This window comes from Streptomyces sp. NPDC006458, from assembly GCF_040612135.1.
Classification (GTDB): domain Bacteria; phylum Actinomycetota; class Actinomycetes; order Streptomycetales; family Streptomycetaceae; genus Streptomyces.
The window spans coordinates 197391-218601 of the sequence record NZ_JBEXPR010000002.1 but is presented as its reverse complement, the minus strand read 5'-3'; the positions used below and the strand labels follow the sequence as shown (position 1 = coordinate 218601).

Sequence of the window (21211 nt, the reverse complement as noted above, 5' to 3'; positions counted from 1 at the left end):
CCGCGCCTCAGCTCCTCTTGTTCTCGGTCGTACTCGCCGTGTCCCGTGCACCGGACGCACCCGTGGACCCGGACGAGCCCGGAAGTCCGGACGCACCCGTTGTACCGGACGAGCCCGCGGTATGGGGCGCACCCTTGGTACCGGCCGTGTGCCCGGCACCCCCGCAGGCGTCCGCCACCAGTTCGCGGAAGGCGGTGGCCACCGCCTCGGGGTACTCCATCATCGCCACATGTCCGGCGTCCGGAAGCGTCAGCAGACGCGAGTCGCGAAAGGAGCGGGCCGCCTTCTGGGCCATGCGGTAGCCGACGAGCTGGTCGCGGCCGCCGTAGACAAGCAGGGTCGGGGCGAGGACGCGTTCCGCCTGGCGCCACAGTCCGTGCTGGCCACCGAGGGTGTACGCGTCGACGATCCCGCGCGCGGAGCGCGCCATCGCGTCCCAGAAGTAGGGCAGCCGGAGCCGCCGTTCCATCTCCTCGACCGCGTGCCGGAGCCCGTCCGGAGTCACCCGTCCGGGGTCCCCGTAACAGAGCCCGAGTACTCCGCGGACCCGCTGTTCCGCCGTCCAGTCCTTGGTGATGCGGGTGAACAGGGCCGCCACTCCGGGCAGCGCCAGCAGTGCGGTCGGCACGGCGCTGCGCTGGACGCGGAGCTCGGGCAGCGCGGGCGAGACCAGAGTGAGGGTGCGTACGAGGTCGGGCCGTACGGCGGCGACGCGGGTGGAGACCGCGCCGCCGAGGGAGTTGCCGAAGAGATGTACGGGTCCGCGTCCGCACGCGTCGAGATAGCGGATGACCGCGCGCGCGTGTCCGGTGACCGAGTAGTCGCCGTCGTCAGGCGGCGGGGAGTCGCCGAAGCCCGGCAGATCGAGCGCCTCGCAGTCGACGACGTCGTCCAACAATTCCATCAGAGCCGACCAGTTCTGCGAGGAACCGCCGAGGCCGTGGACGTACAGCGCGGGTTCGAGCCCCTCGCGCGCGGGCGGCCGCGACCGGACCGTCAGCGTGATGCCCGGAAATCCGACCGACCTGAGCTGCTCGCCTTCCGCGACTCGGACCGGCGTCGTCTTCGGGAGCACGCTGGCGGTCGGCACGGAAGGCAGCTCGGTCGAAGACATGCGGCAATGTTACGAGACGATCACGCACTGACTCATGTGTTCGCCTGTGTCGGCCGTCACAACACCCGCACGCACGCGGTGACGCCCCGAACGCGCATCGCATAGCGTCCGGATCGCAGGTCTCCTAGGCTCATACAGAGGGCACCCGCGTGTGACCCCTGGCTTTCCCCGGGGCCGATCGCAGGCGTGCGCAGGAAGGGAGCCCATCATGACCGTCGATCCCACCGACCCCGACACGTTCGAGGTGGAGGAGACACGGGAGAGCGAGGAGGCCGACGTCGAGGCGCCCGAGGCCGACGCGGCCGAGCAGCAGGCCGACGTCGCTCCGGAGCACGACGACCCGATGACCGGCGAAGACCGGGACCGGGCCAACGAGGCCGACCTCATCGAACAGGCCAGGGTCGTCTCGCTCGACGAGGACGACTATCGCTGACGGTCGACTGACATGGAGCCGTGACCAGGAAAGAGGCGACATTCTGCCCCCTCCGTACCGATTCGAAACCGTCTGCACGGCTTTCGCCGCCGTCCGGTCCGTGAAATTCTGCGCTCGCACCGCGCACACCACGGTTACCCAAAAGTACGATGGCGGCGCGGCGCTCACCGCATGTGGACGAAATTGGGAGGCGGCGTGACAGCCATCGAGCAGACAGAGGCGGCACGCCCGAGGGGCACGCGCCTGCCGCGCCGTGCCCGACGGAACCAGCTGCTGGGCGCCGCCCAGGAAGTCTTCGTGGCACAGGGCTACCACGCCGCCGCGATGGACGATATCGCCGAGCGTGCCGGAGTCAGCAAGCCGGTGCTCTACCAGCACTTCCCGGGCAAGCTCGACCTCTATCTCGCACTGCTGGACCAGCACTGCGAGTCCCTGATCCAGGCCGTGCACGGCGCGCTGGCGTCGACGACCGACAACAAGCAGCGCGTACGGGCGACCATGGACGCCTACTTCGCCTACGTCGAGGACGACGGCGGCGCCTTCCGTCTGGTCTTCGAGTCGGACCTGACGAACGAGCCCGCGGTGCGCGAGCGCGTCGACAAGGTCACCAACGACTGCGCCGAGGCGATCTGCGACGTCATCGCGGAGGACACCGGGCTGTCGCGGGACGAGTCCATGCTGCTCGCCTCCGGCCTCGGCGGCCTCGCCCAGGTGGTCGCCCGTTCCTGGCTGCACAGCGACCGCAGCGTCCCGCGCGACGAGGCGGTCCAGCTGCTGACCTCGCTGGCCTGGCGCGGCATCGCCGGCTTCCCGCTGCACGGCATCGACCAGCACTGACAGCCGTACGGCTCCGGCCGAGGCATTCACGCCGTACCGGAGAAGCCGTACCGGTGAGCCGCACACACAGGACGCGGACAACAGCCGCCGGGATCTGTTCCCGGCGGCTGTTCGCTCCTGGCGTGGCCGGGCGGTCCGTGTCCGTCCCCTCACCGGGCTAATGTGTGCTGGGTACGGCGCGGATGGCCGCGCACTCACTGACCGTTCGGAGGGACATAGCCGTGGAGGTCAAGATCGGCGTGCAGCACGCGCCGCGCGAGATCGTTCTGGAGAGCGGTCAGACGGCCGAGGAGGTCGAGGCCATCGTGGCCGACGCGCTGTCCGGAAAGTCGCAGCTGCTGAGCCTCGTGGACGAGCACGGCCGCAAGGTTCTGGTCCCGGCCGACCGCCTCGCCTACGTCGAGCTCGGCGAGGCGGCCCCGCGCAAGGTGGGCTTCGGCGCGCTGTAAGAACACACGCCGCAAGGCGTAGGACGCCACGAGGGGCCTGGTGACTTCGGTCGCAGGGCCCCTCGTTCGCAGGTTTCCGCACGGCCCCGCAGGTTTCCGCCCACGGTCCCCGCAGGTTTCGCACGGCCCGCCCGGCGCTTCCCGATCGGCCTGTCTCCACCCTTGCCGGACGGCTCACATACGCCGCACAGGGGAGGATTGGATTCCGCAGGTCACGGGTAAGACGGACGACGACCGCAAGCACCGTGCCGGCCGCTGGGAGGGACTCTTCATGATCTTGGAAGCGCTCGGTTCCGCACTGCTCGGTCTCGCACTGGCGTGGACCGCGGCGAACCGCCTGTCCCACCGTCTCCCGGCCCGTCCCCTGGTCTACTCGACCGGCGTGGCCGGCGCCCTCTTCGGTGACTTCATCACCCACACCGCGCTGGACGCGGCCGCGGTCCCCCTGAGCCTGCTGGGCGCCCTGATCGTCTCGACGGCCTCGCTGTCCCTGCTGCTGCGCCCGAACGGAAGACTCCGCCGACGATCAGTGACGGTGTGAGGGACCGGGCGACAGAAGCGGTGTGACGGACCGAGGGGCAGAAAGCGACAGAGGCGGTGTGAGGCACTGAGCGGCAGAAAGGGGCGCGGCAAACCGCGCCCCTCGCCGTGACGCACCGGTGGGGTCGTCAGGCGGCCAGCCCCAGCGCGGCCATCCGCTTGGTGTGGGCCTCGGTGATCCGCGAGAACATCCGGCCGACCTCCGCGAGGTCGAACCCGTCGGCCACGCCGCCCACGAGCATCGTCGACAGGGCGTCCCGATCGGCGACCACCCGCTGCGACTGCGACAGCGCCTCGCCCATCAGCCGCCGCGCCCACAGGGCGAGCCGCCCGCCCACGCGGGGGTCGGCCTCGATGGCTGCGCGCACCCGTTCCACGGCGAAGCCCGCGTGCCCCGTGTCGTCGAGCACGGCCAGCACCAGCGAGCGCGTGTCCGAGTCGAGCCGGGCGGCGACCTCCCGGTAGAAGTCACTGGCGATCGAGTCGCCGACGTAGGCCTTGACCAGGCCCTCCAGCCAGTCCGACGGGGCCGTCTGCTTGTGGAAGCCGTCCAGTGCGGCGACGAACGGCTGCATGGCGTCCGTCGGCTCCTCGCCGATCTCCGTCAGCCGGTCCCGCAGCCGCTGGAAATGGCCGAACTCCGCCGAGGCCATCTTCGCCAGCTCCGCCTTGTCCGCCAGCGTCGGCGCCAGCTTGGCGTCCTCCGCCAGCCGCTCGAACGCCGCGAGCTCGCCGTACGCGAGCGCGCCGAGCAGGTCCACGACCGCGGCGCGGTACTGCGGTTCGGCGGAGGCCTGCGCCCAGTCCTGGGCGGCGACACCGGTGGGCGCGGCGGCGGTTTCGGGGGCGTTCTCAGGCTTGTCAGAGCTCGTCATGAAGCGCACAATAGCCCGCTCTCCGCACGAGGGAAGTCCCTGGTCAGTCACAGTGGCCAGGACACCGCACCGGACCCTGTCCGCAAGTGTGACGACGACAACGTGACCGAATCGGCCATCGCGTGTGCGCCAATCCGGGGTATGGTGGTAATGCGCCTGCTGGTACGAAGGCACGTCCGAACGCATGGGACGCGCCGTATCCCGACAGGCCGCACGCATGAGGATGCCCGGTCGGTGGCCCGATCGGCTCCGACCCGACAGCCCTCCCTGACCGTACGGCACTGTGCGTACGACGATCGGAGGGGGACACCCTCAGCGGTACGAGCGCTAGAGCGTCGGAATTTGTCCCGTGCCCCACGGCCAGCCCGTGAGGCGGCCGACGTCCCCGGCACGGTCAGACACGACTGCCGCGCTCGCCTCGCACCGCGCACACAGAAGAGGCAGCACCCTGACTACGACGTTCCGAGAGCTCGGGATCCTCCCCGAGACCGCCGAGGCCCTGGAAGCCGTCGGCATCGTCACCCCCTTCCCCATCCAGGAGATGACACTCCCCGTCGCCCTCTCCGGCACGGACATCATCGGCCAGGCCAAGACCGGCACCGGCAAGACGCTGGGCTTCGGCCTTCCGCTCCTGGATCGCGTCACCGTCCCCGCCGATGTCGAGGCCGGGCGCGCCCGCCCCGAGGACCTGACCGACGCTCCGCAGGCGCTCGTCGTCGTCCCCACCCGCGAGCTGTGCCAGCAGGTCACCAACGACCTGCTGACCGCGGGCAAGGTGCGCAATGTGCGCGTCACCGCGATCTACGGCGGCCGGGCCTACGAGCCCCAGGTCGAGGCCCTGAAGAAGGGCGTCGACGTCGTCGTCGGCACCCCGGGCCGACTGCTCGACCTCGCGGGCCAGAAGAAGCTGGACCTGAGCAGTGTGAAGTCCCTCGTCCTCGACGAGGCCGACGAGATGCTCGACCTGGGCTTCCTGCCCGACGTCGAGAAGATCATCGCCATGCTCCCGGCCAAGCGCCAGACCATGCTGTTCTCGGCCACCATGCCGGGCGCGGTCATCGGACTGGCCCGTCGCTACATGTCGCAGCCCACGCACATCCGCGCCTCCGACCCCGGCGACGAGGGCATCACGCAGGCGAACATCAAGCAGTTCGTGTACCGCGCACACTCCCTCGACAAGCCGGAGATGGTCGCCCGCATACTGCAGGCCGATGGCCGCGCCCTGGCGATGATCTTCTGCCGGACCAAGCGCACCGCCGCCGACATCGCCGAGCAGCTCCAGCGCCGCGGCTTCGCCTCCGGCGCGGTCCACGGCGACCTCGGCCAGGGCGCCCGTGAGCAGGCGCTGCGCGCCTTCCGCAACGGCAAGGTCGACGTCCTCGTCTGCACCGACGTCGCGGCACGCGGCATCGACGTCGAGAACGTCACCCACGTCATCAACTACCAGTCCCCCGAGGACGAGAAGACCTACCTGCACCGCATCGGCCGCACCGGCCGCGCGGGCGCCTCGGGTACGGCGATCACGTTCATCGACTGGGACGACATCCCGCGCTGGCAGCTGATCAACAAGGCGCTGGAGCTGAACTTCAACGACCCGTTGGAGACGTACTCCTCCTCGCCGCACCTCTTCGAGGACCTCGGCATCCCGGCGGGCACCAAGGGTGTTCTGCCGCGCTCGGAGCGCACGCGCGCCGGGCTGGAGGCGGAGGAGCTGGAGGACCTGGGCGAGCCCGGCGGTCGCGGTCCGCGCGGTCGTGGTGCCCGGGGCGGCCGGGACGAGTCCCGCTCCGCCGACCAGGAGCGTTCGGCCCGTACGCCGCGCCGCCGCCGCCGTACCCGCGGCGGGATGGAGGGCGAGGCCGCTGCCGCCACACCCGTCGCCGAGACGTCCGAGTCCGCCGCCGAGGGCGTGACCGCGCGTACCCCGCGCCGTCGTCGCCGCACCCGTGGCGGTGCCGCCGCGCCGTCGGTGACCGCAGCCGCTGCAGCGCCGGTCGAGGCCGAGTCCGCCGTGGCCGCCGTGGAGGGTCCGGCTGTGCTGGACGCCCCCGAGGCCGAGGCCGGCAAGCCGCGCCGCCGCCGTACGCGCCGGTCGGCCGAGGCCGCGTCGGTGGCTCCTGAGGTCGAGGCCGCCGCGGTGACCGCTGTCGTGGAGGCCCAGGCCGTCGCGACGCCGGTCGAGGCGACCGAGCCGGAGGCGCCCGTCGCCAGGCCGCGCCGGACCCGCAAGACCGCTGCCGCTGCCCCCGCCGAGACGGCGGTGGACACGGCCGAGGGGACCGAGGCCAAGCCGCGCCGCCGCACCCGTAAGACCGCGGAGCCGGAGGCGCCCGTCGCCGAGATCCCGGCCCAGGCCACGCAGGAGCCGGAGGCGCCCGTCGCCAGGCCGCGCCGCACCCGCAAGACCGCCGCGGCCGCACCCGCCGAGACGGCGGTGGACACGGCGGAGGCCGCGGAGGCCAAGCCGCACCGCACCCGTAAGACGGCCGCCGCCACGGCCACCGACGCGGACACGGCCGAGGCCAAGCCGAAGCGCACCCGCAAGACCACCGCCACGGCCGCCGCGACCGAAGCCGTCGACACAGCCGAGGGCGTGGAGACCAAGCCGCGCCGGACTCGCAAGACCGCCGCCGCCAAGCCGGTCACGGAGACGGCGGTGGACACGGTGGTGGTGGACACGGCGGAGGCCGCGGAGGCCAAGCCGCGCCGCACCCGCAAGACCGCGGCCGCCACGGCCGTGGACACCGCCGAGGCCACCGAGGCGCAGCCCCGCCGCACCCGCAAGGCGGCCGCCACGGCCACCGACGCGGACACCGCCGAGGCCAAGCCGAAGCGCACCCGCAAGACCACCGCCACGGCCGCCGCGACCGAAGCCGTCGACACGGCCGAGGGCGTGGAGGCCAAGCCGAGGGCCCGCCGTACCCGCAAGACCGCGGAGCCGGAGGCGCCCCTCGCCGAGATCCCGGCCCAGGCCACGCAGGAGCCGGAGGCGCCCGCCGCCAAGCCGCGCCGCACCCGCAAGACGGCTGTCGCCAAGCCGGTCGCGGAGACGGCGACGGAGACGGCCGAGACCGCTCCGGGGGCGCGCCGCACCCGCAAGGCGGCCGAGCCCGCCGAGGGCTGATCACCAGCCCGGCCGAACGCCCTACGGGCCGGTTCCCGCACTCGCGGGAACCGGCCCGTCGGTGTCTGCGCCGACGACGCCGACTACCCTCACCCCGTGAGCAAGCCCCCGACCCTGACCCCTCCCCCCGGCGCCCGCTCCTACCACCTCGCCACGGCCCGCGGCGACTTCGCGGTGGTCGACCACGACGTGGCCCCCGGCGTCGCCCCGAAGGGCGTCGCACTGCTGCTGCCCGGGTTCACGGGGAGCAAGGAGGACTTCCACCTGCTGCACGAGCCGCTCGCGGCCCGCGGCTACCGCACGGTCGCGGTGGACGGCCGGGGGCAGTTCGAGTCCGGGGGCCCCGACGACGAGTCGGCGTACGCCCAGCGGGAGCTGGCCCTGGATGTGCTCGCCCAGGCCGCGGCCCTGGACGGCCGCGGTCACCTGCATCTGCTCGGGCACTCCCTCGGCGGTCAGATCGCCCGCGCGGCCGTGCTGCTCGACCACTCCCCCTTCGCCTCGCTCACCCTCATGGCCTCGGGTCCGGCGCGGATCTCCCCGTCGCAGCAGGAGCGCGTGCGGCTGCTGCACGACGCGCTCGCGGTGATGACGATGGCCGAGGTGTGGGAGGCGATCCTGGCGATGGGCGCGCCGGAGGACGTCGGAGGACCGGCCCGCGGAGTCGGTGACACGGACCATCTGCGCCGCCGCTGGCTCGGCCACCGGCCCGCTCAACTCCTCGCCACAGGGAGGCAGTTGTGCGTAGAGCCGGACCGAGTCGCCGAACTCACCGCTGTCCCGCTGCCGTTCCACGTCCTGTCCGGCGACGTCGACGACACCTGGCCGGTGCCGCTGCTGGACGAGATGGCCGTACGGCTCGCCGCGCGCCGCACGGTCGTGGCGGACGCCGAGCACTCCCCCAACGTGGAACGGCCCCTTCCGACGGCGGAGGCCCTCGCCGCGTTCTGGGACGACGGACGGGAATTCGCGGGACGCTGACCCGCGGGGCGCTGATTCGCGGAGGTTGGTTCGCAGGGCGCTGATTCGCGGGGCGCTAGTAAAGCGTCCGCAGGTGGTCCCAGAAGCCGTCGCGCAGCGCGCGTCGCAGGTCGGCCTGGCCGCGCAGGGAGTACTGGAGCACGCCCTCCGCCTCCACCAACAGGTCCTGGTCGACCGAGCCGGGCAGATACGGGTGTCCGGGCAGCAGCTCGATCAGTGCTTCCCGGCCGCGCTCGGCCAGCCATTTCGCGGCGATCTGGGCGCCGACGAAGCGCACGTCCTCCCGGCCGGGCCGGCCGGCGGGCGCGGCGCCGGGGTCGTATACCGGGGAGGTGCGGCGGCTGACGTACGGCTTGAAGAACTCGAGGTCGAGCGTGCGCTGACTGTCGACCTCCCACAACAGCGGCTCGGCCTGGTTGCGGCCCTCCGGCGCCTCGATGCCCCACAGGTGCACCCGGGCCCCGTAGCCCTGGGCCGCCTCGACGGCGGAGACCAGGTCCTCGTCGCCGCCGAGGAGGGCCGCGTCGCTGATGGCGCGGTGCCGGGCGAGGGACTCCAGGTCGGTCCTGATGAGGGAGTCGACGCCCTTCTGCTGGTTGTTGGCGTTGAGGTTGCCCAGGCGGACCTTGACGTCGGGCAGTTCCGCGATGGACTGCTGCTCGGCGGTGTGGATGCGCCGCCGGGCGCCGTCGTACCAGTAGACCCGCAGCAGCCTGCTGTCCGCGAAGGCGGTCCGGGCGCGGTCGATGAGCGCCTCGATCAGTCCCTCGGCGTCCAGGTCGAAGGCCCGCCGGTCCTCCGTTCCGGCGATCAGCCGTCCCGCGGCCGCGTAGAGGTATCCCGCGTCGACGAAGATCGCGTGGGTCGAGGGGGTCTTCGCCACCTCGACCAGCATGCGCTGGAGGAGCTCGTTGGTGCGTTCGATGCGGGCTGCGAGGGCGGCGAGGTCGTCGTTCATCGCCTCCATTGTCCCGGCCGTCACGCAGCGAACACAACCGGCGCCGCTCGGTTCCGCGCAGACCCCTTACTCGATAGTATTTAGTCGTTCGAAAAATTTCTTTAGCGTAGGGAATGTTTGTAACACGCATGCCGTTGACTGCCTACGTACGCAAGTAATTCTCCGCAGGAGGATGACCAGACGAAGGGAGAAGCCAGTGCGCTTCGAAATCATGCGACTCGACGATGTCGACGGCACGCCCGTGGACAGCACCGTCGTGGACGCCGCCTCCGTCAACCGGATCGTTCAGCAGGCCGCCGCCATCGGACAGCGCCTGTGGATCCGCCCGGCCGACACCACGGCCTCGTAACAGCGGATCACGACCACAAGCTCCGGAGCCCCGTACGGCGATCAGGCCGTACGGGGCTCCGTTCGTGAGCGGGGCGGGTCAGCTGCCCCGGATGACCTGCGTGACCCCGTTGATGATCTGCTGCACGGCGATGGCGGAGAGCATCATGCCCGCGAGCCGGGTGACGAGCACGACGCCGCCGTCCTTGATCACACGGATGATCAGCAGCGAGTAGCGCATCACCACCCACAGCACGACGTGGATGGCGACGATCGCCGTCCACACCGACACCTGCGTGGCCACGCTGTCGGCCTTCTGCACGGCCAGGATCACGGACACGATCGCGCCCGGCCCGGCCAGCAGCGGCATGCCCAGCGGCACGAGCGCGACATTGACGTCCTTGGTCGCCTGCGGCTCGTCGGTCTTGCCGGTGAGCAGGTCGAGGGCGATCAGCAGGAGCAGCAGCCCGCCCGCGATCATCAGGGCGGGGACGGAGACATGCAGATAGTTCAGGATCTGGTGGCCGAGGAGCCCGAAGACGGCGATCACTCCGCCGGCGACACAGACGGCCTGGAAGGCCATCCGCTTCTGCACCTTCGCCGGGCGGCCGGAGGTCAGCGCGAGGAAGATCGGGGTGATCCCGGGGGGATCCATGATGACGAACAGGGTCAAAAAGAGAGAGCCGAAGACAGCGACGTCGAACATGGGTGAAGACAGACCTTGGTGAAGTGAAAGGACGGGCGGGAGCGTGAGGCCGGACCTCAGACTCCGCCGGCGCCCGGAACCGGGAACGCGCCCGTGGCGCGCCGGGTGATCTCCCCGTAGACCTCGGGGTCGGTGGTGAACTCGCCGAGCGCGACCGTCTTGCGGCTGCCGTGGTAGTCGCTGGAGCCGGTGACCAGCAGACCCAGGTCGGCGGCCAGCCCGCGCAGCCTGGCGCGGGTGTCCGGGTCGTGGTCCATGTGGTCGACCTCGATCCCGTCGAGCCCGGCCTCGGCCATCGCCGCGATCGCGGACTCGGGGACCGTGCGTCCGCGCTTGACGGCCGCCGGGTGCGCGAACACCGCGACTCCACCGGCCGCCTTGACCAACCGGATCGCTTCGAACGGGTCGGTCTCGTGCTTCTCCACGTACGCCCGCCCGCCGTCGGCCAGCCACTGCTGGGTGAAGGCGTCGCTCACGGTGGGTACGACGCCCTGCTCGACCAGCGCGGTGGCGATGTGCGGCCGGCCGACCGAACCGTCACCGGCGATCCGCGCGACCTGCTCCCAGGTCACCGGCACGCCCAGCTCGTTCAGCCTGGCGATCACGGCCTTCGCCCGCGGCACCCGGTCGTCCCTGACCAGCTCCCGCTCGGCGAGCAGCGTCGGCTCCTCGGCGTCGAACAGGTAGGCCAGCATGTGCATGCTCACGCCGTCGAGACGGCAGGACAGCTCGGCCCCGGTCACCAGCGTGAGCCCCGCGGGCAGTGCGGCGAGTGCCTCGGCGTGGCCGCGGGTGGTGTCGTGGTCGGTCAGCCCGATGACGTCCAGCCCTGCGGCACCGGCACGCCGTACCAGCTCGGCGGGGGTGTCCGTACCGTCGGACGCGGTGGAGTGGGTGTGCAGGTCGACACGCACGACACGAACTCCAAGCGGTCACGGACGAAAAGGGGCCACCCAAGGATAACCGCCCCCGGGAGTACCCATGTCACACCCACACAGCCCGAGCGACCTTTACACCCACACCCCCAGGGTTCGCGAGACCCCACACGACAGACACACACGACAGGGCCGCGAGGACCAGCGCGAAACAACCCGCACCCACCCAACGATGCAAGCGACCCTCACCCCCAAGGGGCGCGGGGAACTGCGCAACAACCCACAAACAACCCCCACCCACCCACCGGCGAAAGCACCCCCCACCCAGGGGCGCGGGGAACTGCGCAAACAAACCACGAACGACCCGCACCCACCCACCGGTGCAAGCGCCCCCCACCCAGGCCCTACGGCTCAAGCAAGCGCGGCGACAACGCTCCGCACGGCACCAGCTCCAGCTCCGCCCCCGCCTCCCGCAGATCCGCCAGCACCATCTCCTCGTACATCAGCAGCCCGGACTGCTCGGGCCACACCACGGCCCAGACCCACATCCCGAGCGCCTCACCGGCGAAGACGGCCCGGTCCTCGGGCGTCCCGGCGACATGCCACAGCGGCGTCGGCCGCCCCGCGGCGAGCACCTTCGCCTGCGGCGGCTTCTCCACGTTCAGATAAGGGCCGGGATCGGGCCCGTCGATGCCGGCGTAGCGCGCGCCGAGCCCCACGCCGAGTTCCTCGGCGACCAGGATCAGCTCGCCCATCCCGCCGAGCGGACCGGGCCCGGAACAGGCCACCGCCGTCGCACGACCGCCGCTGCGGTCGTCACCCGCACTGGCCACGCCCGTGAACAGCCAGCCGACCGGCAGCGGCCACGGCATCCACACGGGCACCTTCGTGCGGTGCACCACCACACCGAGACCCTCGACGCTCGGCGGAATCACGGGCTGCACCGGATGCACCGTGCCGTGGACGTCGCACTGCCAGGAATCGGCGAAGAGACCGGGAGCCCTGACCCGGCCACCGCACTTCGGGCAACTGGGTTCGCCCCTCATAGGGCCCCACGGTCCTACCAGGACACCGTCCCGTCAAGGACGATCACCCGTCCGGGGCCGACGATCACCTGGACTCGGTGGGTGGGGGTCCACCAACCGGCCCAACGCACTCGGACGCCGTCGACGGGCCCGACGCACCCGGACACCGGTGAGATGGCTCACCCCAGCGGCACGGAGGGACGCGCCGGATCGCGCAGGTCGGTGCCGTGGTCGAGCCAGCGCTCCTGGAGGGCCTGCGCTCCGTGCACCCGCTTCCAGGCGGCCTCGTTCGGCGTCATCGGCAGCAGGGGCAGGAAGCGGACCGGGTCCAGCGGCTCGTCCAGCTCCAGGTCCTCCACCAGACCGCCCGGCTCGGCGACCAGGACGGAGGTGAAGGGCGCGCCGGGCCACAGCGGCTCGCCCACGTCCAGTGAGGCGCCGGGCGCCACGATCAGGCCCTCGACCTGCGGGGAAGCGCCCAGCACGGCGAGCGGGCGGAGCACCTTGTCGGTGTCTGCGCGGCCCGCGCGCACGGTCAGGATCAGCTCGGCGCGCGGCCCCTTGACGGGGTCGGCGACCATCGCCGTGGGATCGGCCATGGGCTGCGCGGACATCCCCAGGGTGGCGTAACGGACGATGCCGTCCCCCTGGAAGCGGAGTACCTCGATGCGGTCGGTGCCGAGGAAGGTGACCGCCGCACGGGCGTCCGGTTCGCCCAGCGCCATGCGCAACCTGGCCTCGACCAGAGGAAGAACATCAACCATGCGGCGAGCATAGAACTCGTCAGTACAAGGCAAAGCGGCGCCTTGACACTTCAGTCGGCTGATACTCTTGGCCGGTCGGGCAGCACGCAGAAGCGTCGCGGATCGAGTCCCGACGCCGATGGACCTCCCTTACGAGGGACCGACCGGAGGAGGTGGGGCTGCGATGGACCGAAGTCGACCGTGCAGTACCACCCGCTCTTCCGGCCGCTGAAGTAGCTGTCTTCTCCCGGCTCTAGCCTTTCCGGTGCCGCTCCCGCGCGTCCTCACGGAAGAGCACTTCGTTCGTTCCGCCTGATCTGTCTGATCTGACCGGCAGCGAAGCCAGCCACCGCGACGGTGCGGTGCTCCCCGCTTTGTGGACGTGCCAAACATCTCCACGCCAGGACGTCCTCATTCCGGGCAGTTCCACCCGTCGTTGGCCGCCTTGCGCTGTCCGTAGCGAAGGAGCCCGCCATGTCGATGATCCGCGACCTGCGTTCCGTTGTGCGTCCCGCCCGCCCGTCCCTGCGCAAGGACACCACCGGCTACGACACGACGCGCGATCCCGGCACCCCCTCGGCCGTCGTCGACTGCGCCGTGTACCGCGACGGCGCCCGCGTGGAGTTCGGCAAGCCGCTGAGCCCGCACGAGGCGATGCGTCAGGTCCGCCGCGACGGCGGGTTCGTCTGGATCGGCCTGCACGAGCCCACCGAGGCCGAATTCGCCGGTATCGCGAGTGAGTTCGGGCTGCACCCGCTGGCCGTCGAGGACGCCGTGCAGGCCCACCAGCGGCCCAAGCTGGAGCGCTACGACGACTCGCTGTTCACCGTCTTCAAGACCATCCACTACGTCGAGCACGACGAGCTGACGGCCACCAGCGAGATCGTCGAGGCCGGCGAGGTCATGTGCTTCACCGGCCGGGACTTCTTCATCACCGTCCGGCACGGCGGCCAGGGTTCGCTGCGCGCGCTGCGCCACCGCCTGCAGGACGAGCCGGAGTTGCTCGCCAAGGGCCCCTCGGCGGTGCTGCACGCCATCGCCGACCATGTCGTGGACGGCTACATCGCGGTCGCCGACGCGGTCCAGGACGACATCGACGAGGTCGAGACCGAGGTGTTCTCGCCGGGCCGCAAGGGCAGCCCGCGCGGCACCGACGCCGGGCGGATCTACCAACTCAAGCGTGAGGTGCTGGAGTTCAAGCGGGCCGTGTCCCCGCTGCTGCGGCCCATGCAGCTGCTCAGCGAGCGGCCCATGCGGCTGATCGACCCGGACATCCAGAAGTACTTCCGGGACGTCGCCGACCACCTCGCCCGGGTGCAGGAGCAGGTCATGGGCTTCGACGAGCTCCTGAACTCCATCCTCCAGGCCAACCTGGCGCAGGCGTCCGTCGCGCAGAACGAGGACATGCGCAAGATCACGTCCTGGGCGGCGATCATCGCGGTACCGACGATGGTGTGTGGCGTATACGGGATGAACTTCGAGCACATGCCGGAACTGCGCTGGAAGTTCGGCTACCCGATGGTGCTCGGCATCACCGCGGTGATCTGTATCGGCATCCACCGCACGCTGAAGCGCAACGGCTGGCTCTGACGGCGCCCCGATAGGCTGGGCGCATGACAAGCGAGCTGCTCGACCGGGCCCTCGTCGAGGAAGCGACGAAGAAGTCCGGGCTCATCTGGGTGCGGGGCGCCGACGCCCCGGCCGCCCGCGCGCTCTGGCACGTGTGGCACGAGGGCGCGGCCTGCCTGGTCGGCGACGGCCCCGGGGAGCAGCCGCTGCCGGGGCTGACCGACGGGGGCGCCGCCGAGGTCACCGTGCGCAGCAAGGACAAGGGCGGACGGCTCATCGCCTGGTCCGCCCGGACCGTGGAGCTCGCGCCCGGCTCCGAGGCATGGGAGGCCGTGGTCGCCGAGCTGAAGGGCAAGCGGCTGAACGCCCCCGACGGCGAGGCCATGACCGAGCGCTGGGCGCGTGAGTGCCGGGTGCTGAGGCTGGAGCCCACAGGGGCCACCACACCCCCGCCGGACGGCTCCCTCGCCGAGGTCCCGCTGCCGACCCCGGCGACGACCCGTCAGCCCATCCCGGCGGGCCTTCCCCGGCTGCTGTTCAAGGGCCGCAAGCGGCGGGGCTGAGGCCACCGCCGCCGCAGGGGCAGCGGGCCGCCAAGAGCTTTGGGCGCCCGCTGGACAGGCCGCACGCCACCAGAGGCTCCGGGCCCCGACCGGACAGGCCGCGCGCCGCCGAGGGGCGCCTCCGGGCCCCGGGCCGGTGCCTCCGGGCCACGGGCCCCGACGGGACAGCCCGCACGCCGCCAAAGGCTCCGGCCCCCGACGGGACAGACCGGACGCGCCGCCGGGAGGTCAGGACGTGGGCAACTGCTGCCCGTAGTCCACGGTCTCGCCCTTCGGGGGCTGCTTCAGCGCGAAGTCCTTGCCCCAGTCCGAGAAGCTCAGCGTGCCGGCGCCACCGGCGCGCACCAGACGCAGCGGATACGGCTTGCCCTCCAGGGAGACGTCCAGGGTGCCGCCGGAGCCCTTGTCGCCGGTGATGCGGATGGTGCGCACACCGCTCTGCTCGTGGTGGCCGTCGGTGGCCAGCGCGCCGTGCAGGGTGAGCAGGCTCTCCAACAGGACGTCCTTGTCGGTGAACCCGCTGAACCGCTTGTACGAGGGGTCGCCCTGCGGCACCTTCACATACTTGCCGCCCAGCTTGCCGGCCGCGGCCGAGTCGTCGTCGCCCTTCTCGTGCTCGCCCTTGCCGTCCTCGTGGTTCCAGAACCCGGCGTCCGCCTTGAGGAACAGCTCGTCCCCGATCCGCAGGAGCTCGAAGGCCGCCCCCTGCGCGGTCAGCGAGCCGCTGCCGCCGTCCTCCTTCAGGCGCATGTCCAGCTGGTACGTGCGACCGCCCGCGACGACCGTCCCCGACAGCCGTACCGCGTCCACGGAACCGGCCGCCGCCCGGGTCTCCGACTGGATCTTGGCCGGGGGCAGCTTGCCCACCCCGTTGGTGCCCGCGTCCGGGTCCTCGCTGCCGCACCCGGTCAGCCCCGTGCCGGTCACGGCCAGGGCGCACACCGCGGCGATCTGCGCGATCCTGCGGCGGATACGGCCCGGGGGAATCGCAGTCACAGGTGCGGTGCCTTTCGACGTGTCTACAGCGGCCTACCGCAGAGTACCGGGAGGAGATGTTCCGCTCGGAGTCAGTCCCGGGCAGCGCCCGCCGCCCCGGCGTCTCACGTATTCCCGCGGTGCCCATTCACCCGGAGTGATGTAAACGACCGTGTACGGCCCTTCACGCGGCATGGCTACCGCGCCGTACCATCGTCCTTATGGTTACGGAAGACGCGGTGCGCGAGTCACTGGCGACAGTCAACGACCCCGAGATCAACCGGCCCATCACGGAACTCGGGATGGTCAAGTCGGTGGAGATCGGCGCCGATGGAGCGGTCGCGGTCACCGTGTACCTGACGGTCTCCGGCTGCCCGATGCGCGACACGATCACGCAGCGCGTCACCGACGCCGTCTCCGGGGTCGAGGGCGTCACCGGTGTCGATGTCACGCTCGACGTGATGAGCGACGAGCAGCGCAAGGAGCTGGCGACCGCGCTGCGCGGCGGCCAGACCGAGCGCGAGGTCCCCTTCGCCAAGCCCGGATCGCTGACCCGCGTGTACGCGGTCGCCTCCGGCAAGGGCGGCGTCGGCAAGTCCTCGGTGACGGTGAACCTGGCCGCCGCGATGGCCGCCGACGGCCTCAAGGTGGGTGTCGTCGACGCCGACATCTACGGCCACTCCGTGCCGCGCATGCTGGGCGCCGACGGCCGTCCCACCCAGGTCGAGAACATGATCATGCCGCCGTCGGCGAACGGCGTGAAGGTCATCTCGATCGGCATGTTCACCCCGGGCAACGCCCCGGTCGTCTGGCGCGGCCCGATGCTCCACCGCGCCCTCCAGCAGTTCCTGGCGGACGTGTACTGGGGCGACCTGGACGTCCTGCTCCTGGACCTCCCGCCGGGCACCGGCGACATCGCGATCTCCGTGGCCCAGCTGGTGCCGAACGCCGAGATCCTCGTCGTGACGACCCCGCAGCAGGCCGCTGCCGAGGTCGCCGAGCGCGCGGGCTCCATCGCCGTCCAGACCCACCAGAAGATCGTCGGCGTGGTCGAGAACATGTCCGGCCTGCCCTGCCCGCACTGCGATGAGATGGTCGACGTCTTCGGCACGGGCGGCGGCCAGGTCGTCGCCGACGGCCTGACCCGTACGACGGGCACGACCGTGCCGGTCCTCGGCTCCATCCCCATCGACGTCCGCCTCCGCGAGGGCGGCGACGAGGGCAAGCCGGTCGTCCTCACCGACCCGGACTCGCCCGCGGGCTCCGCGCTGCGCGCCATCGCCGGCAAGCTGGGCGGCCGCCAGCGAGGCCTGTCGGGCCTGTCCCTCGGCATCACCCCGAAGAACAAGTTCTGATCTTCTTACCCGGTACGAGGGCGCTGGAGACAGCGCCCTGATGCCCTGAGGGGCGCGGGGAACCGCGCGACAAGCCACGACGCGCCCGCGGCCGTCGGCAGTGCTCAGGGCCCGCCCGCAGTGCTCAGGCCGTACGACGAAGGGGCGCCAGGATCATCCTGGCGCCCCTCAGTCACGCGTAGGCGGAAATGTCCTTGATCATGGCGAACCCGAGCCCGTACGCGCTCATGCCCCTGCCGTACGCCCCCACGTGCACGCCCTCCTGCGTCGACCCGGCCAGCACCCAGCCGAACTCGGACTCGCGGTAGTGGAACGGCGTCGGCACCCCGTCCACCGGCAGCGACAGCGTGGACCACTCGGACCCGGCCAGATCGTCGGCCAGCGCCCACGCGGTCTCCGTCTGCTGCTCCAGCCAGTCGTCCCGCAGCGAGTGGTCCATCTGGCCGGGCCAGGTGAAGGACAGCAGCCCCACCCCGGCCAGCCACGCCGCCGAGGACACCGACGTGGCCTCCAGCAGCCCCGTACCGTCCGCGCTGTGCCGGGACGGACTCGCCGCGACGGTCACCACGACCGCGAACTTCTCCCGGTCCTCTGAGTCGGCCCGCACCGAGGGCTCCTCACCGTGCCCGATCGACCCGTGCTCGACGGCGCCGTCCGCCGCCGTCCCGACCTGCATCAGCCAGCGCGGCCCGGTGAACGCCTCGTCGAGGCCGTACCAGGGGAAGGGCGCGCGCAGGTAGCCGTCGACCGTGCGCCGCGCGGAGGGAACCTGCTGTCCGCCCTCCGCGGCCGGCGCCTGCGCGACCGCCTGACTCGTCGTCTCCATGTGCCCGCCGCCTCCTCGCTCTCGTCGGATCGGGCGGGCCCGCCCCCCTTCGGGCGTACGCGTCCGGTCCGCACAACAACTCGGCAGCATATCGACACCATCGGGAGTGGCTGGGAAAGCGCAGGATGCGCGGCCTGTTCCCACCGTGCGGAGCTGCCTCGCGGCGCCGCTACGGACCCCCGAGGCTCAGGTGGCGTCGGCGTCGAAGGGCGGGCGGTCGTCGCGGTCGGTGCCGGAGTTCTTGGACATGTCGACGCGGCCACCGGAGGGGCCGGACGTACCTGAGGGGCCGGAGGAGGTCTCGCCGTCACGGCTGTGCACGGCGTCCGTGACGTCGGCCATCTCCTTCTTGAAGTCGAAGCCGTTACGGATCTCCTTCAGCCCCAGGTCGTCGTTGTCCAACTGCTTGCGGATGAACGTCTTGGGGTTGAGGTCCTCGAACTCGAAGTCCTTGAACTCCGGGCCGAGCTCGTCGCGAATGTCCCGCTTGGCGCTGTCGGAGAACTCGCGGATCTTGCGGATCGTGCGCGTGATGTCCTGGATGACCTTCGGGAGCTTGTCCGGACCGAAGACGAGCACGGCAAGCACGACGAGCGTCACCAGCTCTAGCGGTCCTATGTCATTGAACACCTGAAGCTCCTTGCGATGTCCCGGGCCGGGTCCACGGTACCCGTCGATACTGTCCGACCGGTACCGTCCCGTGACCTCTGAGAGCGTGTAAACGACCGGTTTTCCAGATGTTTGCCGTGCGTGACGGGGTTTCGTGCCCGACCTGTGAGATTTGCAGCAGTCTTCTGTGCGATACGGCGGCGGGTCAGCCGTCGTCCGAGGAACCGAGTACGAGGGTGATCGCGCGTTCCTCGCCGTCGCGCTCGACCGTGAGTTCGAGGCGGTCGCCGGGGCGGTGGGCGCGGGTCTTGACGATCAGCTCCTCACCGGAGTGGACGCGCTGTCCGTCGACCTCGGTGATGACGTCACCGGCCTCGATGCCGGCCCGGGCGCCGGGGCCGCCGACCGTCACCGGGGCGCGTCCGTCGCTCGTCTTCGTGCCGACCCGGGCTCCGTCGCCCGTGTAGTCCATGTCGAGGGTGACGCCGATGACCGGGTGGGTGGCCCTGCCGGTGTTGATCAGTTCCTCGGCGACGCGTTTGCCCTGGTTGACGGGGATCGCGAAGCCGAGGCCGATCGAACCGGCCTGGCCCTCGCCGGAGTCGGAGCCGCTGTCGGCGGAGCGGATCGCGGAGTTGATGCCGATGACCCGGCCGCGGGAGTCGAGCAGGGGTCCGCCGGAGTTGCCGGGGTTGATGGGCGCGTCGGTCTGCAGGGCGTCGACGTAGGAGATGTCGCTGCCGTCGCCCTTCTCGCCGCCCGCGGTGATGGGGCGCTGCTTGGCGCTGATGATGCCGGAGGTGACGGTGCCGGCCAGGTCGAAAGGAGCGCCGATGGCGACGACCGGATCACCGACCTGGACGTTGTCGGAGTTGCCGAGGGGGGCGGGCTGCAGTCCGCGGACGCCGCTGACCTTGACGACGGCGAGGTCGTAGCCGGAGTCGCCGCCGACGACCTCGGCCTCGGCGGTGTCACCGCTGTGGAAGGTCACGGTGATCCTGCCGCTCTTGCCCGCGGGCTCGACGACGTGGTTGTTGGTCAGGATGTGGCCGCGGTCGTCCAGCACGAAGCCGGTGCCGGTGCCCGACTGCTCGCTGCCGCGCACATGCAGCGTCACCACGCTGGGCAGGGTCCGCGCGGCGATCCCGGCGACGCTGTCCGGGTCCCGCCCGGCGGGTTCCTCTCCGGCCTGCGGAAGCTCCACGGCGCCGACCCCGCCGTTGCGTTCCAGGTACGTCCCCACGACGCCGCCGCCGATGCCGGAGACCAGCGCCAGCAGCAGGGCGCCGAGCACCAGCGTCTTGCGGCCCCGTCGCTTTCGCTGCGCCGCGGTCGCCATCGCCTCCCCGGTCTGCTGCAGGGGCGCGGCGGCCCAGGGGTCATAGCGCCGCCAGGGGTCGCCGGCGGTCGCGGTGGGCGGGGGCGTGAGTGGGCCGCCGAGTGGCCCGGCCATGGGGGCGCCAGCCAGGGGAGCCCCGGCCACGGGGGTCCCGGGCGCGGGGGCGTGCAGCGTGGTGCAGGGTCCGCCAGGGGCGCCGGGCGCGGGTATCTCGCCGCCGTGACTCACCGGCGGCGCGGGTATCGCCGTGCCGTGCGGCGGGGTCGTGGCCGGGTGCTGCACCGGCGGCGCGGGCGCCCAGGGGCCGGGTTCGCCGTAGGGCGGGGTGCTGTACGGGTCGGGGTCGTGCAGGGGCCTGACGCGCTCGGCGGCCTGCGGGGGCGGCGCCGGGGCGTCCTGGGCGCCTGCCGCGGACACCATGGCGTCCTCGGTGGGCGCCGGGTCCTTCGCGGGCACCTCGTGCGTGCCGGCCGCCGAGGCCCTCACGCCGTCCTCGGCGGGCACGGCGTCCGCCACGGGCGCCGAACCCTCTTCGGCGCGGCGCAGCTCGAAGTCGCCGTCGTGAGAAGGCAGGGCGTTGTCCCCGGTCACCGCGCGCACGCCGCTGTCGCCGGTCACGACGTCATCGGCGGAACCCCGCTCGGCCGCGCCCGAAGCCCCGGCATCCGAAGCCCCGGCATCCGAAGCCCCGGCATCCGAGGCCCCGGCCGCGGAGGCCGCAGCATATTCGGCGGCGGAGGCACCGGTGGTTCCGGCACCGGCCGCCGTATCCGGCTGCTCAGGGCGCTCCAGTTCGTAGTCGCCGTCCGACAGGGCGGTCGGCCGGGCCGAAGGGTCCTGCGTGGGCTTGCCCTCGTTCATGCTCTCCCCACAGCTGGCCGCGGCACCATGAACGCAGGCGCCGGCCGCGGGCTCGTCGATCTCCGCCGCCGCGCCCGGTCGCCTGCCGCGGGCACGGCTCCTGGATTCAACCAGGTTCGCGCGTCGA

Annotated in this window: 21 protein-coding genes; 10 read left to right on the top strand and 11 right to left on the bottom strand. The window is 71.7% G+C overall.

Annotated features, from left to right (window positions below; genetic code table 11):
- Nucleotides 1–7 precede the first annotated feature (7 nt).
- Nucleotides 8–1114 (bottom strand): alpha/beta hydrolase, encoded by a 1107-nt coding sequence (locus ABZZ79_RS04265; protein WP_356686291.1) that lies wholly within the window; start codon nucleotides 1112–1114, stop codon nucleotides 8–10.
- 208 nt (nucleotides 1115–1322) lie between these two features.
- Between ABZZ79_RS04265 and ABZZ79_RS04260 the strand changes: the two genes are divergently transcribed.
- The 4 genes from ABZZ79_RS04260 (at nucleotide 1323) to ABZZ79_RS04245 (ending at nucleotide 3374) form a co-directional block, all read left to right on the top strand.
- On the top strand, nucleotides 1323–1547 hold the full coding sequence (locus ABZZ79_RS04260) for a hypothetical protein (protein WP_356686289.1): 225 nt from the start codon (nucleotides 1323–1325) through the stop codon (nucleotides 1545–1547).
- Nucleotides 1548–1742: 195 nt separating this feature from the next.
- Nucleotides 1743–2384 (top strand): TetR/AcrR family transcriptional regulator, encoded by a 642-nt coding sequence (locus ABZZ79_RS04255; RefSeq protein ID WP_356686287.1) that lies wholly within the window; start codon nucleotides 1743–1745, stop codon nucleotides 2382–2384.
- A gap of 221 nt (nucleotides 2385–2605) precedes the next feature.
- Nucleotides 2606–2833: a DUF3107 domain-containing protein gene (locus ABZZ79_RS04250; RefSeq protein ID WP_356686285.1), complete on the top strand. Its 228-nt coding sequence runs from the start codon at nucleotides 2606–2608 to the stop codon at nucleotides 2831–2833.
- 271 nt (nucleotides 2834–3104) lie between these two features.
- The gene (locus tag ABZZ79_RS04245) at nucleotides 3105–3374 is read left to right on the top strand and encodes a hypothetical protein (RefSeq protein WP_356686283.1); all 270 of its coding nucleotides are present in this window, start codon (nucleotides 3105–3107) and stop codon (nucleotides 3372–3374) included.
- 127 nt (nucleotides 3375–3501) lie between these two features.
- Here ABZZ79_RS04245 and ABZZ79_RS04240 read toward each other — a convergent pair whose 3' ends face one another.
- Nucleotides 3502–4257, bottom strand: a complete 756-nt coding sequence (locus ABZZ79_RS04240; protein WP_356686281.1) for a ferritin-like fold-containing protein — start codon at nucleotides 4255–4257, stop codon at nucleotides 3502–3504.
- 532 nt (nucleotides 4258–4789) lie between these two features.
- On the opposite strand from ABZZ79_RS04240, the gene ABZZ79_RS04235 reads away from it, so the two are divergent.
- Together ABZZ79_RS04235 and ABZZ79_RS04230 are read left to right on the top strand one after the other, a co-directional pair.
- The gene (locus tag ABZZ79_RS04235; RefSeq protein ID WP_356686279.1) at nucleotides 4790–7372 is read left to right on the top strand and encodes a DEAD/DEAH box helicase; all 2583 of its coding nucleotides are present in this window, start codon (nucleotides 4790–4792) and stop codon (nucleotides 7370–7372) included.
- 96 nt (nucleotides 7373–7468) lie between these two features.
- A complete protein-coding gene (locus ABZZ79_RS04230) occupies nucleotides 7469–8353 on the top strand; it encodes an alpha/beta hydrolase (protein WP_356686277.1) in 885 nt (294 codons plus the stop codon).
- Nucleotides 8354–8408: 55 nt separating this feature from the next.
- Here the strand turns inward: ABZZ79_RS04230 and ABZZ79_RS04225 are convergent, their stop codons facing one another.
- Nucleotides 8409–9311, bottom strand: coding sequence for an NYN domain-containing protein (locus ABZZ79_RS04225; protein ID WP_356686275.1), 903 nt, complete (start codon nucleotides 9309–9311; stop codon nucleotides 8409–8411).
- A 196-nt stretch (nucleotides 9312–9507) separates the two neighbouring features.
- Between ABZZ79_RS04225 and ABZZ79_RS04220 the strand changes: the two genes are divergently transcribed.
- A complete protein-coding gene (locus ABZZ79_RS04220) occupies nucleotides 9508–9660 on the top strand; it encodes a hypothetical protein (RefSeq protein ID WP_020136747.1) in 153 nt (50 codons plus the stop codon).
- Between the two features lie 78 nt (nucleotides 9661–9738).
- Here the strand turns inward: ABZZ79_RS04220 and ABZZ79_RS04215 are convergent, their stop codons facing one another.
- From ABZZ79_RS04215 to ABZZ79_RS04200, 4 genes are all read right to left on the bottom strand, one after another.
- Entirely contained in the window at nucleotides 9739–10344 is a 606-nt protein-coding gene (locus ABZZ79_RS04215) for a MarC family protein (protein WP_356686273.1), read from the bottom strand.
- Nucleotides 10345–10400: 56 nt separating this feature from the next.
- Nucleotides 10401–11258, bottom strand: coding sequence for a PHP domain-containing protein (locus tag ABZZ79_RS04210; protein ID WP_356686271.1), 858 nt, complete (start codon nucleotides 11256–11258; stop codon nucleotides 10401–10403).
- Between the two features lie 365 nt (nucleotides 11259–11623).
- The gene (locus tag ABZZ79_RS04205) at nucleotides 11624–12265 is read right to left on the bottom strand and encodes a DUF6758 family protein (protein WP_356686269.1); all 642 of its coding nucleotides are present in this window, start codon (nucleotides 12263–12265) and stop codon (nucleotides 11624–11626) included.
- Nucleotides 12266–12423: 158 nt separating this feature from the next.
- On the bottom strand, nucleotides 12424–13008 hold the full coding sequence (locus ABZZ79_RS04200) for a suppressor of fused domain protein (RefSeq protein ID WP_356686267.1): 585 nt from the start codon (nucleotides 13006–13008) through the stop codon (nucleotides 12424–12426).
- 453 nt (nucleotides 13009–13461) lie between these two features.
- Here ABZZ79_RS04200 and ABZZ79_RS04195 point away from each other — a divergent pair, with 453 nt between their 5' ends.
- Both ABZZ79_RS04195 and ABZZ79_RS04190 read left to right on the top strand, forming a co-directional pair.
- Nucleotides 13462–14577, top strand: coding sequence for a magnesium and cobalt transport protein CorA (locus tag ABZZ79_RS04195; protein ID WP_356686265.1), 1116 nt, complete (start codon nucleotides 13462–13464; stop codon nucleotides 14575–14577).
- A 23-nt stretch (nucleotides 14578–14600) separates the two neighbouring features.
- A complete protein-coding gene (locus ABZZ79_RS04190) occupies nucleotides 14601–15119 on the top strand; it encodes a hypothetical protein (RefSeq protein WP_356686263.1) in 519 nt (172 codons plus the stop codon).
- Nucleotides 15120–15347: 228 nt separating this feature from the next.
- Here the strand turns inward: ABZZ79_RS04190 and ABZZ79_RS04185 are convergent, their stop codons facing one another.
- Nucleotides 15348–16115, bottom strand: coding sequence for a hypothetical protein (locus tag ABZZ79_RS04185; RefSeq protein ID WP_356686261.1), 768 nt, complete (start codon nucleotides 16113–16115; stop codon nucleotides 15348–15350).
- 200 nt (nucleotides 16116–16315) lie between these two features.
- On the opposite strand from ABZZ79_RS04185, the gene ABZZ79_RS04180 reads away from it, so the two are divergent.
- Nucleotides 16316–17449 (top strand): Mrp/NBP35 family ATP-binding protein, encoded by a 1134-nt coding sequence (locus tag ABZZ79_RS04180; RefSeq protein ID WP_356686259.1) that lies wholly within the window; start codon nucleotides 16316–16318, stop codon nucleotides 17447–17449.
- Nucleotides 17450–17621: 172 nt separating this feature from the next.
- On the opposite strand, the gene ABZZ79_RS04175 is transcribed toward ABZZ79_RS04180, so the two are convergent.
- The 3 genes from ABZZ79_RS04175 to ABZZ79_RS04165 form a co-directional block, all read right to left on the bottom strand.
- Nucleotides 17622–18275 (bottom strand): hypothetical protein, encoded by a 654-nt coding sequence (locus ABZZ79_RS04175; protein WP_356686257.1) that lies wholly within the window; start codon nucleotides 18273–18275, stop codon nucleotides 17622–17624.
- 186 nt (nucleotides 18276–18461) lie between these two features.
- Nucleotides 18462–18905: a sec-independent translocase gene (locus tag ABZZ79_RS04170; RefSeq protein ID WP_356686255.1), complete on the bottom strand. Its 444-nt coding sequence runs from the start codon at nucleotides 18903–18905 to the stop codon at nucleotides 18462–18464.
- Between the two features lie 184 nt (nucleotides 18906–19089).
- On the bottom strand, nucleotides 19090–21084 hold the full coding sequence (locus ABZZ79_RS04165; RefSeq protein ID WP_356686253.1) for a trypsin-like peptidase domain-containing protein: 1995 nt from the start codon (nucleotides 21082–21084) through the stop codon (nucleotides 19090–19092).
- Between the last annotated feature and the right edge of the window lie 127 nt (nucleotides 21085–21211).